Here is a 26,865-nt window from a genome sequence, read left to right on the forward strand (position 1 = left end):
AAACTATGTTTAATTTTTTTTTTTTGATTTCTTTGTTATATTTGGTGTGTTATTATCGTTTTCATAATTTATTTACATATATTTAAAATAATTTTTATTTATTTTTTGTCATTTGTGGAGTGTGATATGATTGAATTTTCTATTAAAGATATGCTTAAAGCTGGTATTCATTTTGGTCATCAAACTCGTTATTGGCATCCAAAAATGAAACCTTTTATATTTGGTATACATAATAATATACATATAATTGATCTTGAGAAAACTATTTATATGTTTAATAATGCTATGATTGAATTAAGTACAATTATTCAAAATAAAGGTAAAATATTATTTGTTGGTACTAAAAGATCAGCTTCTAAGATAGTTAAAAAAGAAGCAATTTTTTTTAAACAATTTTTTGTAAATCATAGATGGTTAGGCGGAATGTTGACTAATTGGAAAACTGTTCGTCAATCCATTAAGTATCTTAAAGAATTAGAACTTCAATCTAACGATGGTACTTTTAAGAAATTAACAAAAAAAGAATCATCAATAAGATATCATAAATTAAATAAATTAGAAAATAGTTTGGGTGGTATCAAAAATATGGGTGGATTACCTGATGCTTTATTTGTTATTGATGCTAATTATGAGCGTATTGCAGTAAGCGAAGCAAATAAATTAGGTATCACTGTATTTGCTATAGTAGATACTAATTCTGATCCTTCAGGTGTTAATTTCATTATTCCTGGTAATGATGATGCAATAAGATCAATAAAATTATATTTTAAAATAATAAGTAGTGTTATTAATAAAAATTTTACTGTTAATAATAATAATAAATTGAATTAATTTTAATTTATTATTTTTTTTTTATTTTTTATTTGTTAATAATTGTGAGATATATAAAATGATTAAAATTAATTCTAATTTAATTAAAGAACTTCGTTCATTAACTGGAGCTGGTTTTTTGAATTGTAAAAGAGCATTGATTGCAACTAGTAATAATATAGAAAAATCTATTGATTATTTAAGAAAAAATGATCAATGTAATGCGTATAATAGAAGAAATAATATTACTAAAAAGGGTGTTATTTTTACTGGTATTAATGATAATTTTGCTGCAATAGTTGAAATAAATAGTGAAACGGATTTTGTTTCTCGTAATGTTTTTTTTTTAGATTTTGCAAATAAAATTATTTCTTTTGTATTAAAGAAAAAAATCACTGAACTTAGTACGTTAATAGATGTGTTTAATGATGAACGTAATATTTTAATATCTAAACTCGGTGAAAATATTAATATAAGAAAGTTAAGTACTTTAAATGGAGGTGTTGATATTACTTTAGGTAGTTATGTTCATAATATGTATTTAGGTTGTTTAGTTTCTTTAGATAAAATAGATAAAGAATTTTCTAAACACATGGCTATGCATATAGTTGCATATAGGCCTAAATATATTTATATAAAAGATATTCCTGTGAAATTACTTGATTGTGAGAGATCAGTTTATTTAGCACTTGCAGCAAAATCATGTAAATCTAATAAAATATTAAAAAAATATGTTGATGATAAAATAAAGAAATTTATTGAAAATATAGTTTTAACTGAGCAAAATTTTCTTTTATCTTCGAAAAAAAAGGTAAAGAATATATTATTAGAAAAAGGAATTAAAATTATTGATTTTGTTTGTTTCAAAGTTGGTGAATAATTTTTTATTTTTATAAATTTTTGTAATGGAATTTATTATGTTGATTAATACAGATAAATTTAAATATCGTCGTATTTTGTTAAAAGTTAGTGGTGAAATATTTGGTAAAAATGATGGTTCTAATATAAATATAAATATTATAAATAATTTTTTAAAAGAAATAAAAAGCATTTCACGATTAGGAATACAAATAGGTTTGGTTATTGGGGGAGGTAATATAGTAAGAGGTTCTGATATTTCTCATTTTGGAATAGATCGTGTTATTTGTGACTATATGGGAATGTTATCTACTATAATAAATGGTTTAGCGTTATCTAATATATTACATAATAGTTCAGTTAATTCTTATTTAATGTCATCTATCCCTATAGATGGTATTTGTCATACTTATGATTATTTAAAGGCAATTGATTTATTAATAAAAAATTTTGTTGTAATTTTTGTGGGTGGTATTGGTAATCCATTTTTTACTACAGATTCAGCTGCATGTTTGCGTGGTATTGAATTAAATGCTGATATTATTTTGAAGGGTACAAAGGTCGATGGTGTTTTTTCAGCGGACCCTTCTGTTTATCCTAATGCTATTTTATATGATAAACTATCTTATAGTGAAATACTTAATTTAAATTTAAAAATCATGGATTCTACTGCATTTATTATGGCTAAGGAACACAAATTACCTATTCGTATATTTAATATTAATAGTAAAGGTATTATAAAACGTATTATAATGGGCGAAGATGTTGGTACACTGATTTATTGATTAGGTTTTTGATTTTTAAATAGTCTAAAAAGCACCCAATTTTAAAAGGGTGCTTTTTGATTTTTTTACATCATTCCACCCATTCCACCCATTCCTCCTGCTGGGTTACCTCCGCTCATATCTTGTTTATCTTCTTTTGGTAAATCGGTAACCATGCATTCCGTTGTTATCATTAATCCTGCAACTGAAGCTGCATATTGTAAAGCTGATCTTGTTACTTTAGTTGGGTCTAGTATACCAAAATCAAACATATTACCATATTTATCAGTGGCTGCATTATATCCATAATCTTTTTTACCATCTTTTATATTTCTCGCAATTACTGATGGTTCTTCACCCGCGTTAGATACTATTTGACGTAATGGTGCTTCCATTGCTTTTAATGCAACTTTTATTCCTACATTTTGATCTTCATTTTGTCCTTGTAAATCTGATATTTGTGCTGCTACTCTTACTAAAGCCACTCCTCCTCCTGCAACAACTCCTTCTTCTACAGCGGCTCTTGTAGCGTGTAATGCGTCTTCAAATCTAGCTTTTTTTTCTTTCATTTCTACTTCTGTTGCCGCTCCTACCTTTAGTACTGCTACTCCTCCAGCTAATTTTGCTACTCTTTCTTGTAATTTTTCTTTATCATAGTCGGATGTAGCTTTTTTTATTTCTTGGCGTATTTGGTTTACTCTTCCGTTTATAGAAATTTTATCACCTTTTCCACCTATTATTGTTGTAGTATCTTTATTTATAACAACTCTATTAGCTTGTCCTAGGTCTTCTATTGTTGTTTTTTCTAATTCCATTAATAAATCTTCAGATACAACTGTACTAGCTGTTAATACGGCAATATCTTGTAACATAGCTTTTCTTCTATCACCAAATCCAGGAGCTTTTACTGCTGTTGCTTTTACTATTCCTCTCATTGTATTTACTACTAAAGTGGCTAGAGCTTCTCCTTCTACATCTTCTGCAACTATTAGTAATGGTTTTCCTGCTTTAGCTACTGCTTCAAGTAATGGTAAAAGTTCACGAATATTAGAAATTTTTTTATCTACTAGTAGTATGTATGGATTTTCTAATTCAACAGAACCAGATTCGGATTTATTTACGAAATAAGGAGATAAATATCCTCTATCAAATTGCATACCTTCTACTACTTCCATCTCATCTTCTAAACCATTTCCTTCTTCTACTGTTATAACTCCTTCATTTCCTACTTTTTCCATTGCTTTTGCGATTAATATACCTACACTTTCATCTGAATTTGCTGATATTGTTCCTACTTGTATTACAGAATTAGAATCTGAACATGGTATTGATAAATGTTCTAGTTTTTTTACAGCTGAGAATACAGCTTTATCTATACCTCTTTTTAAATCCATAGGGTTCATACCAGCAGCTACCGCCTTTAATCCTTCACTGACGATTGCTTGTGCTAGTACTGTAGCTGTAGTTGTTCCGTCTCCAGCAGCATCATTTGCTTTAGATGCTACTTCTTTAACCATTTGGGCACCCATGTTTTCAAATTTATCTTCTAATTCAATTTCTCTAGCAACTGTTACTCCATCTTTAGTTATTGCAGGCGCACCAAAGGATTTGTCTAAAACTACATTACGGCCTTTAGGCCCTAAGGTTACTTTGACTGCATCTGCCAGTACGTTCACGCCTTTTAACATTTTACTTCTGGCGTCATTACCAAATTTTACGTCTTTAGATGTCATTTTAATTTCCCTTAAATTTTTATATAGTTCATAGCTTGAATGTAAAAAATAAAGTTTATTCTACTATCGCTAGAATATCACTTTCTGGTATGATTAATACTTCTTGTTCTTCTATTTTTTCAGTTTTTATTCCATAACCCTCATTAAATATAATTACATCTCCTATTTTTACATCTAATGGTTTTATTTTCCCGTTTTCAAGAACACGACCTTTACCCACCGCTATTACAGTTCCTCTTGTAGATTTTCCTGTAGCTGAGCCAGTTAATACTATTCCTCCTGGAGATTTAGATTCAGTTTTTAATCTTTTAACAATGACACGATCATGTAAAGGACGAATTTTTATGTTTTCCATTTTATTATTTTTCCTTATAGATATTTTACAGTAAAACAATTTATTTATTTATTTTTTAAATAAATTTTATTAATTTTGTTTTCTATAATCATTCTTAAACTTGTAATATGGACATTATTCAAATCTTTCAAGAGTATTTTTTTTTTTTTTTTATAAATTTATGTTATTTATTTGAATGTGTTAGTTTTCTTTATTTTTTTTTAATATTTTAATAAGTGATAAATTATTTTTAATTAATTTTTATATATAGTTTTTTAAATAATTATATAATATATTTTTAAATATTTAATTTATTGTTTTATAAATTATTTTAAGTTTTTTGTCGTTCATATTAATAGTGATAGTTATGAAATTTAATATTATAAATGTACGTCGTATATTTTTAGATTTTTTTGAAAATAAAGGTCATAAAATTTTTACTGGTGGACCATTAATATCTTCTGAAGATACATCTTTATTATTTACTAATGCAGGCATGAATCAATTTGAGGATTATTATTTAGGATATAAAAAATCTCATTTTTCTAGAATTGTTACTTCTCAAAATTGTTTACGTGTGGGTGGTAAGCATAATGATTTAGAAAAAATTGGTTATACTGATTTTCATAGTACTTTTTTTGAAATGTTAGGTAATTTTAGTTTTAATGATTATTTTAAAAAAGAAGCTATTTTTTATGCTTGGGAGTTATTAACTGGTATAAACAATTTTAATTTGTCTAAAGATCGATTATTAGTTACTGTGCATTATCAAGATTATGAGTCTTATAAAATATGGTCAGAAGATATTGGTATTAAATCGGATCGTATTATTATTATTGGAGATAATAAAGATAAAATTAATTATCATTTTTCTGATAATTTCTGGCAAATGAATAATATAGGTCCTTGTGGTCCATGTACGGAAATTTTTTATGATAATTCTATAAACTTTTCTGATAAAATTGTAGATTCAAATGTTGTTTATTCAAAAAGATTTATTGAAATTTGGAATATTGTATTTATTCAATTCAATCGTGACATTGATGGATCTTTAATACCATTAAAGATTCCTTTAGTAGATACTGGGATGGGTTTAGAACGAATCGTCTCTATTTTACAAAATGTTTATTCTATTTATAAAATTGATTTATTTAATAATATGATTACTTTTATAGCGGATTTAATTAAATGCAATGATTTAGTTAATATTTCTTTGCGTGTTATATCCGATCATATCCGTTCTTGTATTTTTATAATTCAGGATGGTATTTTACCATCCAATGAAAAACATGGTTATGTATTACGCAAATTAATCAGACGAGCTATTATTCACGGTTATATGTTAGGTATAAGAGATAGTTTTCTTTATAAATTAGTTAGTTTTTTTATTCATTGTTTGAAATTAAATAATTATTTAATAAAATTAGATGTCAATAGTATTTCATCTGTTATAAAATCTGAAGAAGATCATTTTTCAAGAACTTTGCAAAAGGGTTTTTTATTACTAAATAAAAAATTGATTAGTTTAAAAACCAATGTATTAGATGGTAAAATATTATTTGAATTATATGATACTTATGGGTTTCCTATTTATTTAACTAAAGAAATTTGTCTTAAAAATAATATTTTGATTGATTTTATTAAATTTGAAAATTGTATGTCTGAACAGCGTAAAAGATCACGTATGTATAATAATGATACTACAAAGTTAAAATTTAATGGTTTAATTTTAAGTAATTACTCATCGGTTTTTAATGGATATATTAATTTTGAAATTACTAGTAAAGTATTATTAATATTAGTATCTAATAAGATGGTTAAAGACATATATACTGGTCAAAAGGGTATTATTATTTTAAATGAAACATCATTTTTTTTTGAATCTTCTGGACAAATATCAGATATAGGTATTTTAAAGAATAATAATGGTATATTTAGAGTTGATAAAGTAAAGAAGCATGGAAATGTTATATTTCATATTGGTGTTTTAATTTCAGGTAATTTATCTGTATTTGATATAGTATGTTCTTCCATTGATAAATTTCATAGAAAATGTATTGAAATTAATCATTCTTCTACACATTTGTTACATTCTGCTTTACGTACCGTTTTAGGTGAACATGTTGTGCAAAAAGGTTCATTTATAAATCATAAATATTTTAGATTTGATTTTTTTCATAAAAAATCATTAACTACTGATGAATTGTATTTAATTGAAAAAATTGTCAATAATTATATTCGTGATAATATTAGTATCTCAACAACTTATATGAATTTAAATGATATTAGATTAAATAATATTATTTTTTTATTTGGTGAAAAATATAAACAGGAATTTATGCGTGTTGTTAAAATAGGTAATATTTCTTATGAAGTATGTTTGGGCACACATGTAAAACGTACTGGTGATATTGGATTTTTAAAAATTATTTCAGAGAAAGGGATATCTTTGGGTATTCGTCGTATAGAGTCTGTTGCTGGAAAATATGCCATTTCTTATATTCAATCCTTGCATTCTAAAATTAATTTATTTAGCAAATTATTAAATAGTAATTTTAATAACTTAGAAAATAATTTAATATCTACAATAAAAAATTTTAATTTATTAAAAAAAATTTTAGAAAAAAATAAAAAAGATAATTTAAATAAAAATATTATTTTCCTTAAGAAAAATATTGAAGTTTTTAAAGGTGTTAATTTTTTGTTTAATTATTTGGTAAATTTAGATATTAATAATTTATATAAAATTATGTATATTTTAATTAAAACTTTAAATAAAATAATATTTTTTTTATTCACTAATATAAAAGATGATTACTTTTTTATTTTTTATATTAGTAAAAATTTAAATTATTTATTCGATAAAAAAGAGTTAATTAATTTTTTATCTAGTAAATTTAATTGTAAAATATGTTTTAATTCTGATATTGGAAATTTTCGTATTAAAAATGATTATTTTATTGATGATTTTGTAAATGAAATAAAATATTGGATTTTTGGTAAAATATAATTAATTTTATATTTAATTTATTTTTTTATATTTTATTGTAAAATTAGGTTCTTTATTTTATAGTTTAAAATTTGATTTGGTAGTTTATTTAGGGATGAAAAATGCTTATTTTGACTAGGTGTGTAGGTGAAGCTCTTATTATTAATGATAATGTTTGTGTTACAATTTTAGGTGTAAAAGGCAATCAAGTTAGAGTTGGGATAAAAGCTCCTAAAAATGTTGTTATTCATAGGGAAGAGGTTTATCGAAAAATAAAAATACAGAAAATAAAATCTTTATAATATTATGTTTTAATAAATTATTTATTCATAAAAGTTTTATTGGTGAGATGGCCGAGAGGTTTAAGGCGCTCCTCTGCTAAGGGAGTATGTAATTTTAAATGCATCGAGGGTTCGAATCCCTCTCTCATCGTTTTTTTGTGTAATTTTTTTATTATTTAGCACCCGTAGCTTAATTGGATAGAGCATTCGGCTACGAACCGAACGGTTGGAGGTTCGAATCCTCTCGGGTGTATTTTATATTTTATTATAAAAAACTTTTATGGTTTTTGTTTATTATATTTTATTTTTTGAATATTTTTTTATTTTTTAACAAGTTTTTCTTTGATTTTAGCCGCTTTACCTTTTAATGATCTTAAATAATATAATTTAGCTTTTTTTACTATACCTCTTTTATTTAATTTAATTTGATCTATTATAGGCGAGTGTTTGTTGAAAACTCTTTCTATTCCTTCGCCATGTGATATTTTTCTTACAGTAAATGAAGAATTAAGTCCTCTATTTCTAATTGCAATTACTAAACCTTCAAATATTTGAGTTTTTTTTTTATCTCCTTCTTTTATTAGTATTTTTATTTCAATAAAGTCTCCTTGTTTAAAAAATGGTATATTTTTTTTCATATATTTTTTTTCTATTTTATTTATAATTTTATTCATTATTTTTTTTCCTTAAGTTATATTTTTTTTTGAATTCTGAAATTAATTTTTTTTGTTCAAATGTTAGTTTTATTTTTTTTAATAAATCTGGTCTTTTTATCCATGTATGTCCTAATGCCTGTTTTAATCTCCATTTATTTATTTTAGTATGATTACCTTTTAATAAAACTGATGGTACTTTATTACCTTGTAAATTAGATGGTCTTGTATAATGAGGGGCATCTAAAATTCCCTGATAAAATGAATCATTTGTAATAGATGATGTTTGTTTAATTGTATTTGGTATTAAACGTGTTATGCAATCAATTAAAACCATTGCTGGTATTTCTCCTCCACTTAATATGTAATCTCCTATGGATATTTCTTCATCTATTTCTGTTTCTATTATTCTTTCGTCAATACCTTTATATCTTCCACACACTATTATGATTTTTTTATATTTTATTATTTTAAATATTTTTTTATGTTTTAATATTTTACCTTTTGGTGAAAGATATATTACTTTTGTATTTTTGCCTATTTTTTTTTTAATGGTTTTTATTGTATTTATTATAGGTTCATACATCATTAACATTCCTCCTCCTCCTCCATACAAATAATCGTCTATTTTTTTATTTTTATTTTTTGTATAATTGCGGGGATTCCAAAGTCTTATTTTTAACAATTTTTTTTTTGTGGCACGCTTTATATTTTTAAAATTTTTTATTATTTTAAATATTTCTGGTAATATACTTATTATTTCTATCAGCATTTTATTTTATTTATTATTTATTCCAATCTATTTTAATTTGTTTTTTTTTGTGATTTATTTTTTTTATTATTTTATTGTTTATGAATGGTATTAGTTTTTTCTTTGTTTTTTTATGTTTTTGTATTACTAATATAGTATTTTTTTTTATCGTAATTAATTTTATTATTTTGCCTATATATTTTTTTTTAGCATCTATTACTTCATAATTTTTTATTTTATTAATTAAAAAATAATTTTTTTTAAATATTTGTTTTTCATGTACCGATATATCACAATTAGTTAAAATTTTTGCTTCATTTATATTATTAATATTCTTTATTTTTATAATAATTTTTTTATAATGTTTTTTCCAGTTTTCTATTTTTATTATTGATTTATAATTGTTTTTTTTAATTTTCCATGTTTTGAAATCAAATATGTTTTCTTTTATTTTAAAGAATGAATTTATTTTTAACCAACCTTTTATTCCTAATGTTTTTCCTATTTTACCTATTATTATTTCATTTTCTTTTATTTTTTTATTCATTTGCATTTGTTTTTTGTTTTATTTTTTTTATAGAATATTTTAGTCTTTTTGATAATTTTGCTCCTGTTTTTTTCCAATATTCTAATCTTTTCATATTTATTTTAATATTTTTTATTTTATTTTTTGTAATGGAATTTAAAAATCCTATTTTTTCTATAAAACGTCCATTTCTAGGATTTCTTTTATCGGTTACTATAATATTATAAAATGGTTTTTTTTTTGCACCATTTAGAGCTAAACGTATTCTTATCATAAAACATCCTGTTTAATTTTATTAAATTTTAATTTTTAAAAATATTAGTTTTAATAGTAAATATTTAATAATGATTAATGTCAATAAAAAAAATTTTAATTTTTTATTTGTTAAAATTTTATTTGGTATATGTTTTTCATTTTTTAATTTTTGATTATTTAAATAAAAATAAAAAAATATTTTTTAATAACTATATTATTAATAAAATATAATAAATAAGGAATTTAAATAAAAATTATTAAATATTTTATTATAATTATAGATTATATTTTTATTTTTAAAATAAGTTGCTTTTTTTCTTTAAATTTGTGTTAAAATTCATTGTTTTTGTCAAAACTAATATTTTATTAAATTTCATGGTTTATATAATTAATATTTATATTTTTAAAATTTATTTTATAAATTTAATATATATTTTGGTTATTGTTTATATTTTAAATATTATTTTTAATATAATTTAGCTTATTATTGTAAGATTTTTTTTTTTTTTTTTACATTAATTGATTTTAGAATATTGAATTTATTTTTAAATATTGATTTTATTACATCAATATTTTTTTACTATACAATGTTATATCACATTAAGATTAATTTTTATTTTTTATAGTTTATTATTATTTTTTATTGTATTATTTTTATAAGGTTATTCTTTATGAATCCTATGCTTAATATAGCAATTAAAGCGATTAGATCTGCGGGTAATTTTTTGATACAAAAATATGTAAATTATACAAAATTAGATATTAATAATATAACTAAGAGTAGTTTAGCTATAGCCAATATTAACAGATCAATGAAATTGATTATTATGCAAGTTATTCAAAAATATTATCCTAATCATATATTTATAAAAAATAAGTATAAGTTACATTTTACTAAAAGTAATAATACTAAATGGGTTATTAATTCTCTTGATGGCGTAGATAATTTTATTAGAAAATTTCCACATTTTTCTATTTCTATAGCAGCTATAGTAAATGGTAGATCTGTAATATCTTTGATATATGATCCAATTCGTAACGATTTATTTTCTGCAGTTCGTGGTAATGGAGCGCAGTTAAATAGTTTTAGAATTAGAAGCAATTCTATTTGTAAATTAGAAAATATTGTTTTAGCTTTATCTTTAAAATCAAAATTGAACAATGATATAATTTTATATAAAAAAGTATTAAATAAATTGATTAACAGTCATATTGATTTTCGTTATACTGGATCTTCATCTTTGGATTTAGCATATCTAGCAGCTGGTAAAATCGATGGTTATTTACAAGTTGGTTTTAATTATTTTGATTTTATTTCTAATGAATTATTGTTAATAGAATCAGGTAATATCTTATCAGATTTTATTGGTAAAAGTGATTGTCTGTTATTTAATAATGTTATATGTGGCAATCCTCGTTTATTAAAAGAGTTATTAATTTTGGTTAAAGAATAATTATTTATATATTGGAAATTTATTGCATAAATTTTTCACCATTTTTTTTATTTTTTGAATTTTTTTTTTATTTTTTATATTATTTAATATTTCAACAATCCAGTATGTTATTTTTTTTGTTTCTTTTTTTTTAAAGCCTCTTTTTGTTATAGCGGGTGTTCCTATACGAATACCCGATGTTATCGTTGCATTTTTTTTGTCATTTGGTATAAAATTTTTATTTGTTACTATATTTGCTTCATATAATGCATTACTAGCTTCTAATCCAGTAATGTTTTTGTTAGATAGATTTATTAAAAACATATGATTTTTTGTACATCCGGATATTATTTTATATTTTTTTTTAATTAATATTTTTGTCATTGTTTTAGCATTTTTTATTGTTTGTTTTTGATACGATTGAAATTTTTTTTCCATAGCTTCTTTAAATGCTACAGCTTTAGCTGCTATTATATGCATCATTGGGCCTCCTTGTTCTCCTGGGAATATCGCACGATCTAATTTATCATATAAAATTTTATCTCCTCCTTTAGCTAATATCATTCCCCCTCTAGGGCCTGATAAAGTTTTGTGAGTAGTTGTTGTTACTACATGCGCATATGGTAATGGATTTGGGTATAATTTAGCTGCAATTAACCCTGCTATGTGGGCCATATCAACAAGTAAATATGAATTATTTATTTCAGCAATTTTTCTTATTCTTTTCCAATTAATTATTCCTGAATAAGATGAAAATCCAGCTATTATTAATTTTGGTTTATATTTGTTACTTAATTCATGTATTTCTTTATAGTTTATATTACCTTTTATATTTAATCCATAGTTAATGACTTTATATAATTTTCCTGATGAATTTATCTTTGCTCCATGAGATAAATGTCCTCCATGTGTTAACTTCATACTAAGTATGGTATCTCCATAATTAATAAGTGCATTATACGCTGCTAAATTTGCTTGTGTTCCTGAATGTGGTTGTACATTAACATAGTCAGCATTAAATAATTTTTTTGCTCTTTTAATAGCTATTTTTTCTATTATGTCTACATATTTACATCCTGAGTAAAAACGTTTATTGGGATATCCTTCTGCATATTTATTTGTTAAAATTGATCCTTGTGCTTGCATAACACAGTTACTTACATAGTTTTCTGATGCTATTAGATTTATATATTCATTTTGTCTTTTTTTTTCAGCTTGGATTAATTTCCATAATGTATTATCATATATTTTAATATTTTTTTTCATAATTATTTTTTTATTTTTTTTTTGATTTTACATTATTATAATATTTTTTTTAAAATATTAAATTTTAATATTTATCAAACTTTTATTATTATATTTATTTCATTCAAATTAAATTTATTTTATGATTAGTATGATAGTTGCTTTTTCTATTAATAAAGTAATTGGTATTAATAATCAGATACCATGGTATATCCCAGAAGATTTAAAATGGTTTAAAAAACATACATTATTTAAAATTATTTTAATGGGGAGATTAACATGGGAGTCCATTGGTAAATTATTGACAAAACGTACAAATATAGTATTAAGTAGATCTGGTTCTTGTAAAATTAATTTATCTGAATTATATAATACTAATAATGTAATATGGTTGTCTTCATTTGAAGATTTATTCATTAATTTATCAAAAAACGATGAAGTTGTTATCATTGGTGGTGAAAGTATTTATAAACAAACATTAAAATACGTAGATAGATTATATTTAACTCATATTTATAAATATTTTTATGGTGATACATTTTTTCCCGATTATAATATTTATAATTGGAAATCTATTTATAAAAGAAAATGCGTATTTAATATTAATGGAAAATTTACTTATTGTTTAGAAATTTTAGATAGAATTATATAATTTTTTAATATGGAATATAGTGAAGATATAATTATAAATAAATTTAAACATAAAACTGTTTTTCTTGAAGAAGCCGTTGATATGTTAAATATAAAACCTAATGGTATATATATAGATGCTACATTCGGTTGTGGTGGTCATTCTTATTTAATATTGTCTAAATTAAATAAATTTGGTAAATTATATGTAATTGATCGTGATCCATTTTCTATATTTTTAGCAAAAAAAATAATAGATTCTAGATTGTTTGTGATTCATGATAGATTTTCCAAATTAATAAATTATGTAAAAAAATATTCTATATTTGGTAAAATAGATGGTATTTTATTTGATTTAGGCATGTCTTCTTTACAATTAAATGAACCTAATAGAGGTTTTTCTTTTATGCGTGATGGTTTTTTAGATATGAGAATGGATTATTTTTCTTCTATGTCGGCATTTAAATTTTTATTTTTTAGTGATTCATTTAAAATAACTCATATTTTAAAAAAATATGGTGAAGAGCGTTATGCTAAATTAATAGCTAATAAAATAGTTGAATATAATAAAATTAGTATTTTAAAAAAAACTAGTGATCTTTCTAAATTAATTTCTTCTGTGGTATTTAATAAAACTTATAAACACCCATCAACTCGTACTTTTCAAGCTATTAGAATATATATTAATAATGAGTTGTATGAAATAACTGAAATATTTAAATATTTATTATCAATTCTTAATATAGGAGGTCGTATTTGTGTTATAAGTTTTCATTCTTTAGAAGATCGTATAGTGAAAAATTTTATGAATAAATATGGTAAAAGATTTTATTTCCCTTACAAATTACCTATTTTAGATTCTCAAATAAGAGATTTTAATATTATGAGATTAAAGGTATTCAAAAAAATATTTCCAACTAAGCGTACTATTTTATTAAATTCTAGATCCCGTAGTGCTATATTAAGATCAGCTGAAAAAATAATTTAGTTTTTTTTATATTTATTGAACAAAATATATACAATTTTATAATTTATGAGTTTTAATTTATGTTGTATTTAGATTATTTATTATTACCCTGGTTATTCAATGTGCCTAAGATAAAAATATTTAATATATCTTTGAATAGTAAATTTATTATTAAAGGAGATCTTTTTATTGCTAAGCCTGGATATAATATTGATGGTAGAAATTATATTATTGATGCATTAATTAGAGGGGCAAGTGCTGTATTAGTTGAGACAAATAATTTGATTTTAGATCTTAATATAACATATTTTAATGATGTTCCTATAATTTATTTTTTAAATTTGTCTAAAGAATTATCTTTTATTTCTCAACGTTTTTATCCTATATCTAATAAGTTAAAATTAATAGCAATAACAGGTACTAATGGTAAAAGCACTATTTCTCATTTAATTACTCAATGGGTTTTTTTATTAGGTAATACGGGGGCAGTTATGGGTACCATTGGTAATGGTATATATGGTGATTTATGTCCTTCAATTAATACTACAGAATCAGCTGTTGAAGTTTGTAAAATGTTGTATCATTTTTCTAAAAATAAAGTTGATATTGCTTCGATAGAGGTATCTTCTCATGGTCTCATTCAAAATCGTGTTTTATCTTTACCATTTACTGCTGCTATATTTAGTAATATTACTATGGATCATCTAGACTATCATATAAATATGGAAAGATATATAAAGGCTAAATGGTTATTATTTTCTAAACATGATATTAATATTAGTATTATTAATATAGATGATAATATTGGTAAACGGTGGGTAAAGAAAATTTCTAGGGTAGTTTGTGTTACTACTAATCGTAATTTACACTTTAGTAAAGATGAATATTGGTTAAAATTAGATAGTGCAAAGTATAATTTTAATAATACTATTATTCATTTTGATTCTTTTTGGGGTAAAGGAACTTTTAGTACTAAATTAATTGGTGAATTTAATGTTATTAATATTTTGTTAGCTTTGGCTACACTTTTGTGGATGGGATATTCATTAACTGATTTAATTTCTACTGCTAAGTTTTTAAAACCTATTATAGGCAGAATGGAAATGTTTCATTCGATTAATAAGCCTACTGTGATTATTGATTACGCTCATACTCCTGATGCATTAAAAAAATCTTTGATATCTGCTAGATTATATTGTAAAAATAAACTATGGTGTATTTTTGGTTGTGGAGGTAATCGTGATAAATCTAAAAGACCTATTATGGGTAGTATTGCGGAACAATTATCTGATTATGTAGTTATTACTGTGGATAATTCACGTTATGAAAATCCTATTTATATAATTAATGATATTAAATCTGGTTTTACTAATAAAATCAATAAGAAATATTTTTTTAATCGGTTGCAGGCTATATTCAGTACTATATTATATGTGGATAATGAAGATTTAGTTTTAATAGCTGGAAAAGGACATGAAAATTACCAAATTATTGGAAATTATTATATTGATTATTCTGATCATTCAGTAGTAAAAGCAGCATTGAAAAAAAGATATTCATCTTAATAAATTTTGATTACTTTAATTTTATTCAATAGTTTTATTAATTTTTAATAATTTGATTTAATAATATTTATTTGAATAATATAATTATATTATTTTTTTAATAGTTAAAGTTTGTAAATATTTATTTTCAAAAATTTATAATAATAAATTATTTTAAAATAATTTATTTATTATTTATGTAATGTATATTTTGAATTAAAATTAAATTGTAATATTTTACAGATATAATGTTAATGTTATGTAGCTAATTTTCTTATTCTAAATATATAATTTTATATATATAATATAGTAAAAATTATATTTTGATAATTGTGTAATAATTTACAATTTATATATAAAAAAAATGATATTTATTTTTAAGAGGTGATGATGTATGTTTTTTTGTTTATTTGACATATTTCATAATATAAATTTTTATTTATTTACTTTTTTTTCTTATAGAATTAGAATATTTGCAAGTTTTTTTACCTCATTCTTAATTTCTTTGTTTTTAGGTTTTTATTTAATAAATTTATTAAATAAATTTAATATTTATCAAATTATTAGAATAAATGGTCCAAAAACACATTATTTAAAAAATAAAACTCCTACAATGGGCGGTATAGTAATTATAATTTCGATTTTTTTGTCTGTTTTATTTTGGTCGTATTCTTATAATCATTATATAAAATATATTTTTATTATATTATTTAGTTATGGATTAATTGGATTAATTGATGATTATTTTAAGTTAATTAATAAAAATTCTAATGGAATAAGTGTCAAGTATAAGTACTTTTTTCAGTCTATAATAGCATTTATTTTATCTTTTTTGATATATTATCGTTGTAAAAATGTAATATTTTCTAAATTTATATTTAGTTATTTTAAATTTTCAGAAATACAATTAGATATATTCTATATAATATTATTTTATTTTGTTATAACTGGAACTAGTAATGCTGTTAATTTAACAGATGGATTAGATGGTTTGGTTGTTATACCAATTATTTTAGTTTTTTGTGGTTTTTTGTTAATATCTTATTTTTATAGTGATATTTATATTTCAAGTTATTTTAATATTCCTTATTTGTGTAATGCTAGGGAATTGGTTATTTTTTGTTCATCAGTAATAGGTTCTTGTTTAGGATTTTTATGGTTTAATTTTTATCCTGCTAAGATATTTATGGGTGATGTGGGTTCATTAGCTTTAGGTGGTTCATTAAGTGTTACTTCTATTTTGTTACATCAAGAGTTTTTGCTTTTTATTATGGGTGGTTTATTTGTTTTAGAAACTTTATCTGTTATTTTACAAGTATTTGTGTTTAGATTTTTTGGAAAAAAAATCTTTCTTATGGCACCTATTCATCATCATTTTGAATTGAAAGGTTATTTTGAACCTAATATAGTTATTCGTTTTTGGATTATTTCATTGATTTTTGTATTATTTGGATTATTTATTTTTGGAATTCATTAGTATATGTACAATTATTATAATAAGAAAATAGTTGTTATTGGTTTGGGAAAAACAGGTTTATCTTGTATAAATTTTTTTTTAAGACGTGATATTATACCAATGGTATTGGATACCAGAAATTCCCCTTCTAGATTAAATAAATTACCTAATTTTGTAAAATATAAATTAGGTCCATTAAGATGTGAGGATATTATTTTTTTTGATTTAATTGTTGTTAGTCCGGGTTTATCTTTAAATGATCCTGCATTATTGTATGCTAAAAAAATAGGTATAGAAATTATTGGAGATATTGAACTATTTTGTCGTGAATTACAATTTATTTCTGTTGTAGCTATTACTGGATCTAATGGTAAAAGTACTGTTTCTAGTTTGTTATATAATATTGCTAATGCTTCTGGTGTTAAAGTAATTTTGGCGGGAAATATTGGTACTCCTGTATTGGATACTTTAAAAGATTATGCTCAATTATATATTTTAGAATTATCTAGTTTTCAATTAGAAACTGTATTTAGTTTATCATCTGAAGTTTCTACGATATTAAATGTTTGTTATGATCATATAGATCGTTATCTTAGTGGTATTATGGAATATCGTTCATTTAAGTTAAGAATATATAATAATTCTAAAATATGTCTTATTAATGTTGATGATATATTTACATTTCCATTTAATAAAATTTATAAAAAATGTATTAGTTTTGGTTCTTATACAGGTGATTATTGCATGATAAAATATCGTGGTTCTTTATGGCTTAGCGTATATGGTAAACGCGTTTTAAATACATCTAAAATAAAATTATTTGGTTTTCATAATTATATTAATTGTCTAGTTGTATTAGCTATTTCAGATATAATGTCTTTTACTAGAAAAATTATTTTAAGAATATTTTCTTTGTTTAAAGGATTAAAACATCGTTTTCAATTAGTACATAAACGAAATAATATAACATGGATAAATGATTCTAAATCCACAAATTTATCTAGTACTATTGCTGCATTAATTAATTTCAAGAATAATATTGGTTTTGTGTGGTTGTTTTTAGGTGGTATTTTAAAAAGTACTTTTTTATCTTCATTAGATAGTTATATATATAAATATAAAATAAAATTATGTTGTTTTGGGAAGGATGGTATGTTTATTTCTTCTTTATACCCTAATATTTCTATTTATAGAAATACTGTAGAAGAATTAATTATTAATATAATGCCTATAGTTAAATCTGGTGATGTTATTTTATTTTCACCTGCTTGTTCTAGTTTTGATCAATTTAAAAATTTTAAAGAGAGAGGTAATTACTTTTTAAGTATTGCAAATAAATATTAATTTTATAATTTTATTTATATATATATTTTTTATTGAAAATATGTTTTAAATTATATAGTATTATTTATTAATAAAATAAAATTTATTTTAATTTAAAATTATATTTTTTTGGAGTTTAGATGATTAAAAAAAAAAATAATAATCACGGGTGGAGGTACTGGTGGTCATATTTTCCCGGGTATTGTAATAGCAAAAGCTCTTATTAAACATGGGTGGGATGTTCTTTGGATGGGTACTAAAGATAGGATGGAATCTTTTTTAGTACCAAGATATAAAATAAATATTGATTTTATATCTATTAATGGATTAAGAGGTAAAGGATTAAAATCTTATTTATTATTTTGTTTTAATTTATTTCGTAGTTTATATAAATTTAAAAAAATTATAAAAATCTGGAAACCAGATATTATTTTTGGTTTGGGTAGTTATATTTCAGCTCCCGGAGGGATAATATCATGGATATCAAGAATACCCTTAATTATTTATGAACAAAATGTGATAGCAGGTATTACTAATAAATTATTAGCTAAAATAGCTAATATATCTATTCAAGCATTTCCAGGTGCTATATTAAATTCTATTGTAGTTGGTAATCCTATAAGGAATGAAATTATCTCTATTTTACCTCCTGAGTTAAGATTAAATAATCGTTCTGGACCAATAAGAATACTTGTCATAGGAGGTAGTCAGGGTGCTAAAATATTTAATAATATTTTTCCGGATGTATTAAAATTATTAAAGGATAATATATTTTTATGGCATCAGGTTGGTCATAATGCATTTAATGAAATAGATGCTATTTATAAAAAAATAGGAATTATAAAATATAGAATAAATGATTTTATTCATAATATAGCTAAAGCGTATGCATGGGCGGATTTAGTTGTTTGTCAATCTGGTGCTATTACGGTTAGTGAGTTAATAGCGGTTGGTTTGCCTTCAATTTTGGTTCCTTTTGAACATTCAGATTGTCAACAATATTTTAATGCTTTATTATTAGAAAAAGTTGGTGCTGGAATTATTTGTAAACAAGAAAAATTTAACGTTAATACGTTTATTTCCATTTTTAAATCATTAAATCGTGCAATCTTATTTAAGATGTCTGTTAAAGCTAAGTCTCTTTATTTGCCAGGGTCTTTAGAACGAATATTAAAGATTATTAATAGTTGTGTTTGATTAATTTATAGTTTATTTTCATTAATATTTTATATTTTAATTATATATAGTAATGAATTTTTTAACTTATTTTAAAAATAATTTTTCTGTTTTTAGTTCTATTAATATACCTAAGAGTATGTATTTTATTGGTATAGGTGGATCCGGTATGGTAGGATTAGCTAAAATTTTGTTAGATATGGGTTTTTTTGTTAGTGGTTCAGATATTGAAATTAATAGTAATGTTGATTATTTGTTATCTTTAGGTGTTTTAGTATATCATACACATGATTCTAATAACATTAAAAATGTTGATGTTGTTATTTATTCTAGTGCCATTGAAAATGATAATGTAGAAGTTCTATCAGCTCTTGAATTAAATATACCAGTTATTTCTAGAGCAGAAATGTTATCTGAATTGATTCGTTTTAGTTATGGTATTGCTGTTGCTGGTACTCATGGTAAAACCACCACTTCTGCTTTGGTTTTTGATATTTATTTTAATAACGATAGAAATCCTTCTATTGTTAATGGTGGTTATATTAAATCTATTGGTTCTTATTCGTTTTTAGGTTCTAGTAATTGTTTTATTTTTGAAGCTGATGAAAGTGATTCTTCTTTTTTGTGTTTTCATCCTATGGTAATTATTATAACGAATATTGAACCCGAACACTTAAGTAATTATGATGGAAGTTTTAAAAAATTACAAAATGCTTTTATTAAATTTTTACATAATTTGCCATTTTATGGCAAAGCTATTTTATGTATAGATGATTTAGTTATTCGTGATCTAATACCTAATATTTGTTGTAAATTTATTACTTATGGTTTTAGTCATGATGCTGATGTTCATATATACAACTATAAACAAATTGGTTTAAAGAGCTCTTTTAGAATATTATATAAGGATAAATATGATATTAAAATTTTATTAAATATGCCTGGCAAACATAATGCTTTAAATGCTGCAGCAGCATTAACAATTGCCAAGGAAGATAATATTGATGATAAACATATTTTAAAAGCATTAAAAAAATATAAAGGTACAAAAAGACGCTTTGAATATATTGGTGAATTTTCATTATCTATAATTAATGGTAGAATCGGTAATTTTATTATTGTTGATGATTATGGTCATCACCCCACTGAAATTTATATGTCTATATTAACTGCAAGAAAATGTTGGACAAATAGAAGAATAATTATGGTTTTTCAGCCTAATCGTTTTACTCGTACCCGTGATTTGTATAGTGAATTCATAAATATATTATCTAATGTAGATGTTTTATTTATTTCTAATATTTATTCTTCTAATGAATTACCTATTTTGGGTATAAATAGTACTAAATTATGTAGTGATATTTTTATACTTGGGAAATTAAGTCCTATTTTTGTGAAAGATTTTGATTGTTTGGTGGATAAATTAAAAATTATTCTTACTTGTAATGATGTATTGATAATACAAGGAGCTGGTGATATAACCAATGTTATTAAAAAATTATTAAAAATAATATAATAATATTAAATTACTAAACAAAATTTTAATAATACTTGTTAAGTGAATTATTATTTGTAATTTAATCTAATAAAATATTTTTATTTTTTAGTTATTCCATATATTTTATTAATATATAGTATAGATTTTAATAGAATATATATTTTTAAATTGTTTAACATTAAACTAAAAATTGTAATTTAATAAAATATTTTTTTTTTTATATTTTAAATAATTAATCAAAATTATAAGTTTTTAAAAATCTTAAATATTTTTGAAGTTAACTTAAATTTATTATTTATGAGAATTATATTATGTTTATAAAATTTTTAACTAAATTATTTGGTAGTCGTAATGATCGTGTTTTAAAACGTATGTATAGAATTGTGAATGTAATTAATTCTTTAGAAAATGATTTTTCTAAATTATCAGATGATTTATTAAAAAATAAAACTATTGAATTTCGTAATAGATTAAAATGTGGTGAATTATTAAATACATTACTTCCTGAAGCATTTGCTGTTGTTAGGGAAGCTAGTAAAAGAATATTTGGTATGCGTCATTTTGATGTTCAACTTATTGGAGGAATTGTATTAAATAATCGTTGTGTTGCTGAGATGAGAACAGGTGAAGGTAAAACATTGACTGCAACTTTACCAGCTTATTTGAATTCTTTAAATGGATATGGTGTACATATAGTTACAGTAAACGATTACTTAGCAAAAAGAGATGCGGAAAATAATCGTGAATTGTTTACATTTCTTGGATTAACAGTTGGGATAAATGTTTCTAGCACTTCTATTGTAGAAAAAAGAATAGCATATAATGCTGATATAACCTATGGTACTAATAATGAATATGTATTTGATTACCTTAGAGATAATATGGTTTTTAATAAAAATGATCGTGTACAACGAAAATTATATTATGCTATTGTAGATGAAGTTGATTCTATCTTTATTGATGAAGCTCGTACTCCGTTGATTATTTCAGGTCCTACAGAAAATAATTCTAATTTATATTTTGAAATAAATAAGATTGTTCCTAATTTAATATGTCAAAATAAAAAAGAATCTGATGTATATAATGGGTTTATTAATTTTTCAATTGATGAAAAATCTAAACAGGTTTATTTAACTGAAAAAGGTATGGATCTATTAGAAAATTTATTAGTTGAAAATGGTATTATGAGTGGTGAAGAATCCTTGTATTCTTCTTCTAATATAATATTAATGCATCATATATTAGCAGCATTACGAGCTCATACTTTATTTATTCGTAATGTTGATTACATTATTAAAAATAATAAGGTTATTATTGTTGACGAACATACTGGTAGAATTATGCCTGGTAGAAGATGGTCGGATGGCTTACACCAGGCTATAGAAGCCAAAGAAAATGTTAATATTCAAAATGAAAATCAAACTTTAGCGTCTATAACTTTTCAGAATTATTTTAGGATGTATAAAAAAATATCTGGTATGACAGGTACTGCATATACTGAGTCTTTTGAGTTAAATGCTATTTATAATCTTGATACAGTAATTATTCCTACTAATAAACCTATGATTAGAAAGGATTTTTCTGATTTAATATATATTACTGAAAGTGAAAAGATAAATGCTATTATATTAGATATTCTTAATTGTATTAAAAAAAAGCAACCTGTTTTAGTTGGTACTATTTCTATAGAAAAATCCGAACTTATTTCTAATGAATTAAAGAAATTAGGTATACGACATAGTGTTTTAAACGCTAAATTTAATGCTCAGGAAGCCGAAATTATTGCAAAAGCTGGTGAACCAGGTGTAGTAACTATTGCCACTAATATGGCAGGTAGAGGTACTGATATTGTTTTAGGAGGTAGTAATATTAATATTAGTAAATTATTTAATGTTATTGATTCCAATGAATTATATAAAAATAAATTAATTTGGAAAAAAAAACATGATTTTGTTATATCCGTAGGTGGTTTACATATAATTGGTACTGAACGTCATGAATCTAGAAGAATAGACAATCAATTAAGAGGCAGATCTGGTCGCCAGGGTGATCCTGGTTCTTCTCGTTTTTATTTATCCATGGATGATTCTTTAATGCGTATTTTTACTCCTTCTAAAATTATTAATATGATGCGTAAATTAGGTATTAAATTTGGAGAAGCGATTGAACATCCATGGGTTACAAAAGCTATAGCAAAAGCTCAATATAAAGTAGAAAATCGTAATTTTGATATTAGAAAACAATTATTAGAATATGATGATGTTGCTAATGATCAGCGTAAAGTAATTTATATGCAACGTAATTTTCTTTTAGAATCTGTTAATATTAGTAGAATAATTAAAGTTGTTCGCAATGATGTGTTTAATAAAATTATCAATACTTATGTTTCTAAAAATTTATCTGAACTATTTTGTAGTTTAGTTCGATTTAAAGATATTCTTAAACAAGAATTTAATTTAGAGTTATCATTATATAAACTAGATACAGATGTAATAAAAAATAAAGAATTTGATATATATGGATATATATTGCGAGATATAATTAGTTTCCATGATAATCAAGAGAAATTAATTGATCGTTTGTTATTACAAAATATAGAAAAAAATGTTATGTTGCAAATTTTGGATTTATTTTGGAAGGAACATTTAGCTTCTATGGATTATTTACGTCAGGGCATTCATTTACGAGGTTATGCACAAAAGGATCCTAAACAAGAATATAAACGTGAATCTTTTGTTATGTTTATAAATATGTTAGAATCTATTAAGTATGAAGTTATTAGTATTATCACTAAGATATACGTTAATTTTTCCCAGGGTTTATTTTTTATTGATATAAATAATATGAGTACAATAAATTATAGTTTATTATTTAATAATATAAACGAAAAATGATAAATTTTAGATTTATATTTTATATTTTATTTTTTGTTTTATTTATAATATATTTTTTATTATAATTAATGAATAATTCTTTAAATCAAATAAAATTTAATATTTATCTTTTGTTTTTATTGCTAATTTGTTGTAAAAATTGTTTAATTTTAATATTTTTTTTTTAATTTTTTTATCGATCCTTCGTTTTTTATTATATCGTCAGCTAAATTTAAACGTTTATTTCTGTCATCTTGAGTTGATATAATATTTTTAGTTTGATAATAATTATTATTATCTCTTAACATTGTTCTTTTGATTTGTATGTTCTCTGATACATCTATTACAAGTATACGATTTGTGTTTTTTTTTATATTTGTATTTAATAAAAGAGGTATAATCCATAAACACCATAATGATTTACTTTTTAATATTTGTTTTTTTGCTTCTTTATGTATCATGGGATGTAGAAAATTATTTAACCAAATTCTACATTTTGGGTTTTTAAATATTTTTTCTTTTATTTTTTTTTTATTTAATAAACCTTCTTTAGTTAAGTAATATGTCCCAAATTTACTTATTATAGTTTTTAAAGCTGGTTTGCCTGGTTTTGTTATTTTTTTACAAATTTCGTCAGAATCTATTATATCTATTTTAAGTTTTTTAAATATATTGGTAGCTGTAGTTTTTCCACATCCTATTCCACCAGTTAAAGTTACTATATAATTCATTTTTTTTATTATAAATTTTATTTTTCAATATTGTTTATATTAATTGTTTATCGTAAAATATTTTATTTATATTTTAATTTTTAATTTTAATATTATTTTGTAGATTTGTTTTTTATATTTATTTTTATAATTTTACATTAATTATATTTTTATCTTTTATATTTAATTTAAAAATTTTCGTAATTATTTCTTTTATTATAAATATTTTATTTTTATTTAAAAAAATTATAAAATTATGTTATAACATTTTAGTAATTCTATTATAAATTTTATATAAAGAATTAATAAATGATATGGACAATATTATATTAGAAAATATTATAAATAAAGAATTAAATGCAAATAAAATTAATGATTATCTACCCAATGGATTACAAATTGAAGGGTGTAAAGAAATTAAAGTAGTTGTTGTGGGTGTTAGTTTATGTCAAGAATTATTAGACAAAGCTGTAATGTTAAATGCAAATGCAATTATAGTACATCATGGTTTATTTTGGAAAAATGAAAGTTCTATCATTAAAGGAATTAAATATAATCGAATAAAAACTATTTTAAATAATAATATTAATTTATATTGTTGGCATTTACCCCTAGATATTCATCATGAATTTGGTAATAATATTCAATTAGCTAAGTTGTTAGCTATTAAAGTGTGTGGTAAAATTCATCCGTTTGTTTTTTGGGGTGAATTTGAACATTTTATTTCTTATAATGAATTAATTTTTAATATTAATAAGATTTTTCTTAGACAACCATATCATTGTTCCAGTAAAAATAATTTATCAAATTTAATAAAAAAAGTTGCTTGGTGTAGTGGAGCAGGGCAAAATTATGTTGATTATGCTATTAATTTTGGTGTTGATGCATTCATAACTGGTGAAATATCTGAACAAACATTTTATATTGTACGTGAGAATAATATCCATTTTTTTTCTATAGGTCATTATGTTTCTGAAAGATATGGTATTATTTCTTTAGGTATGTGGCTTAAGGATAAATATAATTTGGAGATTACTTTTATTGATGTTAATAATCCTATTTAAAATCAATTAATGTGTTTTTTATTTTAAATTAACAGATATTTATATTTATTTATTAAATCTGGTATGTATTTTAATAATTAATAATTTATTAAAAGTTTTTATTTGTAGATTTATTTTTTTTTTTTTTTAAAGATGATATTGGTTTTTAATTTTTTTGTTAGTGATAAACAGTATATTCCTATATAGAATATTTTTTTGTTTTTATATAAAAATTTATAATTTAGTATATTAAATTGATATTAATAATGATATCATAAGAAAATGGTATTTATAGTTTAATTAATTAAAATTTTGTTATTTTATTTCATAATATTTTTATAGAATAAGGTTTATTTTTAATTAAAAATTTAAATTTAATTGAATTATTATTTTATGATAAATATTCAATTTGTTCTGGATAAAATAATGTATTAATTTAATAATTATGCTTTTATTTTAAAATTTTAATTTAGAGGTGTGAAAAATGTTGTATAGGGGTTTTTTAAATAAATTTTTATTATTCATTTTATGTTTTGTATTTATTGTTTCTTGTGATGTTTCTAAAAATCATAATATATCTGATAAGAGTTCATTATATGTTAATCATGTAAATAATGATATTAATAGTAGAAAAGATATTATACTTTCAGATATAATAGATAAAAATATAGTTTTGTTTCCTTTGAATAAATATAATATTGATAGTAAATTTTTTAGCATGTTAAATATGCATGCCATTTATTTGCACAGTCATCCTCATTGTAAAATAATTATTGAAGGTCATACAGATGATAGAGGCACAATTAAATATAATTTTATTTTGGGAAAACAACGTGCTAATTCTTTAAAGAAATATTTGGAAAGTAAAGGAGCATATGTTGAGCAGATATCTGTAATTTCTTATGGTAAAGATAGACCTTTATTACAAGGTAATACTGAATCAGTTTATGCAAAAAATAGGAGAGCAGTTATAATTTATAAAAGATAAATTAATATTTTTTGTAAATTTAAAA

At 22.5% G+C, this 26,865-nt stretch carries 23 protein-coding genes, 2 tRNA genes and 1 pseudogene; 18 read left to right on the forward strand and 8 right to left on the reverse strand.

Annotated features, from left to right (window positions below; genetic code table 11):
• Positions 1-126: 126 nt before the first annotated feature.
• From rpsB to pyrH, 3 genes are read left to right on the forward strand one after another with little or no spacing between them, the layout of a single operon-like run.
• Complete coding sequence (gene rpsB / locus ONB71_RS00640; protein ID WP_274360665.1) at positions 127-831, forward strand: 30S ribosomal protein S2; 705 nt, start codon at positions 127-129, stop codon at positions 829-831.
• A gap of 58 nt (positions 832-889) precedes the next feature.
• Positions 890-1,690, forward strand: a complete 801-nt coding sequence (tsf, locus tag ONB71_RS00645; RefSeq protein WP_274360666.1) for a translation elongation factor Ts — start codon at positions 890-892, stop codon at positions 1,688-1,690.
• Between the two features lie 40 nt (positions 1,691-1,730).
• A complete protein-coding gene (gene pyrH / locus ONB71_RS00650; RefSeq protein WP_416053580.1) occupies positions 1,731-2,453 on the forward strand; it encodes a UMP kinase in 723 nt (240 codons plus the stop codon).
• Between the two features lie 65 nt (positions 2,454-2,518).
• Here pyrH and groL read toward each other — a convergent pair whose 3' ends face one another.
• Both groL and ONB71_RS00660 read right to left on the reverse strand, forming a co-directional pair.
• Positions 2,519-4,165 carry a chaperonin GroEL gene (gene groL, locus ONB71_RS00655; RefSeq protein ID WP_274360668.1) on the reverse strand — a complete coding sequence of 549 codons (1,647 nt, stop codon included), beginning with the start codon at positions 4,163-4,165 and terminating at the stop codon, positions 2,519-2,521.
• A gap of 55 nt (positions 4,166-4,220) precedes the next feature.
• Positions 4,221-4,511, reverse strand: a complete 291-nt coding sequence (locus tag ONB71_RS00660) for a co-chaperone GroES (RefSeq protein WP_274360769.1) — start codon at positions 4,509-4,511, stop codon at positions 4,221-4,223.
• Positions 4,512-4,866: 355 nt separating this feature from the next.
• On the opposite strand from ONB71_RS00660, the gene alaS reads away from it, so the two are divergent.
• From alaS to ONB71_RS00680, 4 genes are all read left to right on the forward strand, one after another.
• Complete coding sequence (gene alaS, locus ONB71_RS00665; protein ID WP_274360669.1) at positions 4,867-7,509, forward strand: alanine--tRNA ligase; 2,643 nt, start codon at positions 4,867-4,869, stop codon at positions 7,507-7,509.
• A 101-nt stretch (positions 7,510-7,610) separates the two neighbouring features.
• Positions 7,611-7,790: a carbon storage regulator CsrA gene (gene csrA / locus ONB71_RS00670; RefSeq protein WP_274360670.1), complete on the forward strand. Its 180-nt coding sequence runs from the start codon at positions 7,611-7,613 to the stop codon at positions 7,788-7,790.
• Positions 7,791-7,831: 41 nt separating this feature from the next.
• A tRNA-Ser gene (locus tag ONB71_RS00675) sits at positions 7,832-7,920 on the forward strand.
• Positions 7,921-7,948: 28 nt separating this feature from the next.
• Positions 7,949-8,022, forward strand: a tRNA-Arg gene (locus ONB71_RS00680).
• A 67-nt stretch (positions 8,023-8,089) separates the two neighbouring features.
• On the opposite strand, the gene rplS is transcribed toward ONB71_RS00680, so the two are convergent.
• Genes rplS through rpsP form a run of 4 tightly spaced genes read right to left on the reverse strand, consistent with a single transcriptional unit; the run spans position 8,090 to position 9,973 of the window.
• On the reverse strand, positions 8,090-8,443 hold the full coding sequence (gene rplS / locus ONB71_RS00685) for a 50S ribosomal protein L19 (RefSeq protein ID WP_274360671.1): 354 nt from the start codon (positions 8,441-8,443) through the stop codon (positions 8,090-8,092).
• Positions 8,436-9,194: a tRNA (guanosine(37)-N1)-methyltransferase TrmD gene (gene trmD / locus ONB71_RS00690; protein WP_274360672.1), complete on the reverse strand. Its 759-nt coding sequence runs from the start codon at positions 9,192-9,194 to the stop codon at positions 8,436-8,438. The genes rplS and trmD overlap by 8 nt, the downstream gene beginning before the upstream one ends.
• Before the next feature lie 13 nt (positions 9,195-9,207).
• Entirely contained in the window at positions 9,208-9,720 is a 513-nt protein-coding gene (gene rimM, locus ONB71_RS00695; RefSeq protein WP_274360673.1) for a ribosome maturation factor RimM, read from the reverse strand.
• Positions 9,713-9,973, reverse strand: coding sequence for a 30S ribosomal protein S16 (gene rpsP, locus ONB71_RS00700; protein WP_274360674.1), 261 nt, complete (start codon positions 9,971-9,973; stop codon positions 9,713-9,715). Before rpsP ends, rimM begins: the two co-directional genes overlap by 8 nt.
• A gap of 652 nt (positions 9,974-10,625) precedes the next feature.
• On the opposite strand from rpsP, the gene ONB71_RS00705 reads away from it, so the two are divergent.
• Positions 10,626-11,408, forward strand: a complete 783-nt coding sequence (locus ONB71_RS00705; RefSeq protein WP_274360675.1) for an inositol monophosphatase family protein — start codon at positions 10,626-10,628, stop codon at positions 11,406-11,408.
• Here ONB71_RS00705 and ONB71_RS00710 read toward each other — a convergent pair whose 3' ends face one another.
• Positions 11,409-12,653 carry a serine hydroxymethyltransferase gene (locus ONB71_RS00710; RefSeq protein WP_274360676.1) on the reverse strand — a complete coding sequence of 415 codons (1,245 nt, stop codon included), beginning with the start codon at positions 12,651-12,653 and terminating at the stop codon, positions 11,409-11,411.
• A gap of 121 nt (positions 12,654-12,774) precedes the next feature.
• Between ONB71_RS00710 and ONB71_RS00715 the strand changes: the two genes are divergently transcribed.
• The 8 genes and pseudogenes from ONB71_RS00715 to secA all read left to right on the forward strand — a co-directional run.
• Positions 12,775-13,284: a dihydrofolate reductase gene (locus tag ONB71_RS00715; protein ID WP_274360677.1), complete on the forward strand. Its 510-nt coding sequence runs from the start codon at positions 12,775-12,777 to the stop codon at positions 13,282-13,284.
• 9 nt (positions 13,285-13,293) lie between these two features.
• Positions 13,294-14,250, forward strand: a complete 957-nt coding sequence (gene rsmH, locus ONB71_RS00720) for a 16S rRNA (cytosine(1402)-N(4))-methyltransferase RsmH (RefSeq protein WP_416053552.1) — start codon at positions 13,294-13,296, stop codon at positions 14,248-14,250.
• 59 nt (positions 14,251-14,309) lie between these two features.
• Entirely contained in the window at positions 14,310-15,794 is a 1,485-nt protein-coding gene (gene murE, locus ONB71_RS00725) for a UDP-N-acetylmuramoyl-L-alanyl-D-glutamate--2,6-diaminopimelate ligase (RefSeq protein WP_274360678.1), read from the forward strand.
• Positions 15,795-16,167: 373 nt separating this feature from the next.
• Positions 16,168-17,250 (forward strand): phospho-N-acetylmuramoyl-pentapeptide-transferase, encoded by a 1,083-nt coding sequence (gene mraY / locus ONB71_RS00730; protein WP_274360679.1) that lies wholly within the window; start codon positions 16,168-16,170, stop codon positions 17,248-17,250.
• Positions 17,251-17,253: 3 nt separating this feature from the next.
• Complete coding sequence (murD, locus tag ONB71_RS00735; RefSeq protein ID WP_274360680.1) at positions 17,254-18,573, forward strand: UDP-N-acetylmuramoyl-L-alanine--D-glutamate ligase; 1,320 nt, start codon at positions 17,254-17,256, stop codon at positions 18,571-18,573.
• Positions 18,574-18,714: 141 nt separating this feature from the next.
• Positions 18,715-19,749 carry an undecaprenyldiphospho-muramoylpentapeptide beta-N-acetylglucosaminyltransferase gene (gene murG / locus ONB71_RS00740; RefSeq protein ID WP_274360771.1) on the forward strand — a complete coding sequence of 345 codons (1,035 nt, stop codon included), beginning with the start codon at positions 18,715-18,717 and terminating at the stop codon, positions 19,747-19,749.
• Between the two features lie 52 nt (positions 19,750-19,801).
• Entirely contained in the window at positions 19,802-21,244 is a 1,443-nt protein-coding gene (gene murC / locus ONB71_RS00745; RefSeq protein WP_274360681.1) for a UDP-N-acetylmuramate--L-alanine ligase, read from the forward strand.
• Positions 21,245-21,537: 293 nt separating this feature from the next.
• A pseudogene (secA, locus tag ONB71_RS00750) lies at positions 21,538-24,042 on the forward strand (preprotein translocase subunit SecA); the annotation flags it as partial.
• Positions 24,043-24,269: 227 nt separating this feature from the next.
• Here the strand turns inward: secA and coaE are convergent.
• Positions 24,270-24,830 (reverse strand): dephospho-CoA kinase, encoded by a 561-nt coding sequence (gene coaE / locus ONB71_RS00755; protein ID WP_274360682.1) that lies wholly within the window; start codon positions 24,828-24,830, stop codon positions 24,270-24,272.
• Between the two features lie 293 nt (positions 24,831-25,123).
• Here coaE and ONB71_RS00760 point away from each other — a divergent pair, with 293 nt between their 5' ends.
• A complete protein-coding gene (locus tag ONB71_RS00760; RefSeq protein WP_274360683.1) occupies positions 25,124-25,873 on the forward strand; it encodes a Nif3-like dinuclear metal center hexameric protein in 750 nt (249 codons plus the stop codon).
• Positions 25,874-26,336: 463 nt separating this feature from the next.
• Positions 26,337-26,840 (forward strand): OmpA family protein, encoded by a 504-nt coding sequence (locus tag ONB71_RS00765; RefSeq protein WP_274360684.1) that lies wholly within the window; start codon positions 26,337-26,339, stop codon positions 26,838-26,840.
• Positions 26,841-26,865: the final 25 nt, after the last annotated feature.

It is taken from the genome of Candidatus Purcelliella pentastirinorum (genome assembly GCF_028748785.1).
Lineage (GTDB): Bacteria > Pseudomonadota > Gammaproteobacteria > Enterobacterales > Enterobacteriaceae > Purcelliella > Purcelliella pentastirinorum_A.

Excerpts from the sequence above, each read along its gene's own strand:
- alaS (WP_274360669.1), top strand. The coding sequence starts at position 4,867 with ATGAAATTTAATATTATAAATGTACGTCGTATATTTTTAGATTTTTTT.
- murD (WP_274360680.1), top strand. The coding sequence starts at position 17,254 with ATGTACAATTATTATAATAAGAAAATAGTTGTTATTGGTTTGGGAAAA.
- ONB71_RS00710 (WP_274360676.1), bottom strand. The coding sequence starts at position 12,653 with ATGAAAAAAAATATTAAAATATATGATAATACATTATGGAAATTAATC.
- trmD (WP_274360672.1), bottom strand. The coding sequence starts at position 9,194 with ATGCTGATAGAAATAATAAGTATATTACCAGAAATATTTAAAATAATA.
- murC (WP_274360681.1), top strand. The coding sequence starts at position 19,802 with ATGAATTTTTTAACTTATTTTAAAAATAATTTTTCTGTTTTTAGTTCT.
- coaE (WP_274360682.1), bottom strand. The coding sequence starts at position 24,830 with ATGAATTATATAGTAACTTTAACTGGTGGAATAGGATGTGGAAAAACT.
- ONB71_RS00765 (WP_274360684.1), top strand. The coding sequence starts at position 26,337 with ATGTTGTATAGGGGTTTTTTAAATAAATTTTTATTATTCATTTTATGT.
- tsf (WP_274360666.1), top strand. The coding sequence starts at position 890 with ATGATTAAAATTAATTCTAATTTAATTAAAGAACTTCGTTCATTAACT.
- rpsP (WP_274360674.1), bottom strand. The coding sequence starts at position 9,973 with ATGATAAGAATACGTTTAGCTCTAAATGGTGCAAAAAAAAAACCATTT.
- csrA (WP_274360670.1), top strand. The coding sequence starts at position 7,611 with ATGCTTATTTTGACTAGGTGTGTAGGTGAAGCTCTTATTATTAATGAT.
- ONB71_RS00705 (WP_274360675.1), top strand. The coding sequence starts at position 10,626 with ATGAATCCTATGCTTAATATAGCAATTAAAGCGATTAGATCTGCGGGT.
- rplS (WP_274360671.1), bottom strand. The coding sequence starts at position 8,443 with ATGAATAAAATTATAAATAAAATAGAAAAAAAATATATGAAAAAAAAT.
- mraY (WP_274360679.1), top strand. The coding sequence starts at position 16,168 with ATGTTTTTTTGTTTATTTGACATATTTCATAATATAAATTTTTATTTA.
- groL (WP_274360668.1), bottom strand. The coding sequence starts at position 4,165 with ATGACATCTAAAGACGTAAAATTTGGTAATGACGCCAGAAGTAAAATG.
- rsmH (WP_416053552.1), top strand. The coding sequence starts at position 13,294 with ATGGAATATAGTGAAGATATAATTATAAATAAATTTAAACATAAAACT.
- ONB71_RS00760 (WP_274360683.1), top strand. The coding sequence starts at position 25,124 with ATGGACAATATTATATTAGAAAATATTATAAATAAAGAATTAAATGCA.
- murE (WP_274360678.1), top strand. The coding sequence starts at position 14,310 with ATGTTGTATTTAGATTATTTATTATTACCCTGGTTATTCAATGTGCCT.
- ONB71_RS00715 (WP_274360677.1), top strand. The coding sequence starts at position 12,775 with ATGATTAGTATGATAGTTGCTTTTTCTATTAATAAAGTAATTGGTATT.
- rpsB (WP_274360665.1), top strand. The coding sequence starts at position 127 with ATGATTGAATTTTCTATTAAAGATATGCTTAAAGCTGGTATTCATTTT.
- rimM (WP_274360673.1), bottom strand. The coding sequence starts at position 9,720 with ATGAATAAAAAAATAAAAGAAAATGAAATAATAATAGGTAAAATAGGA.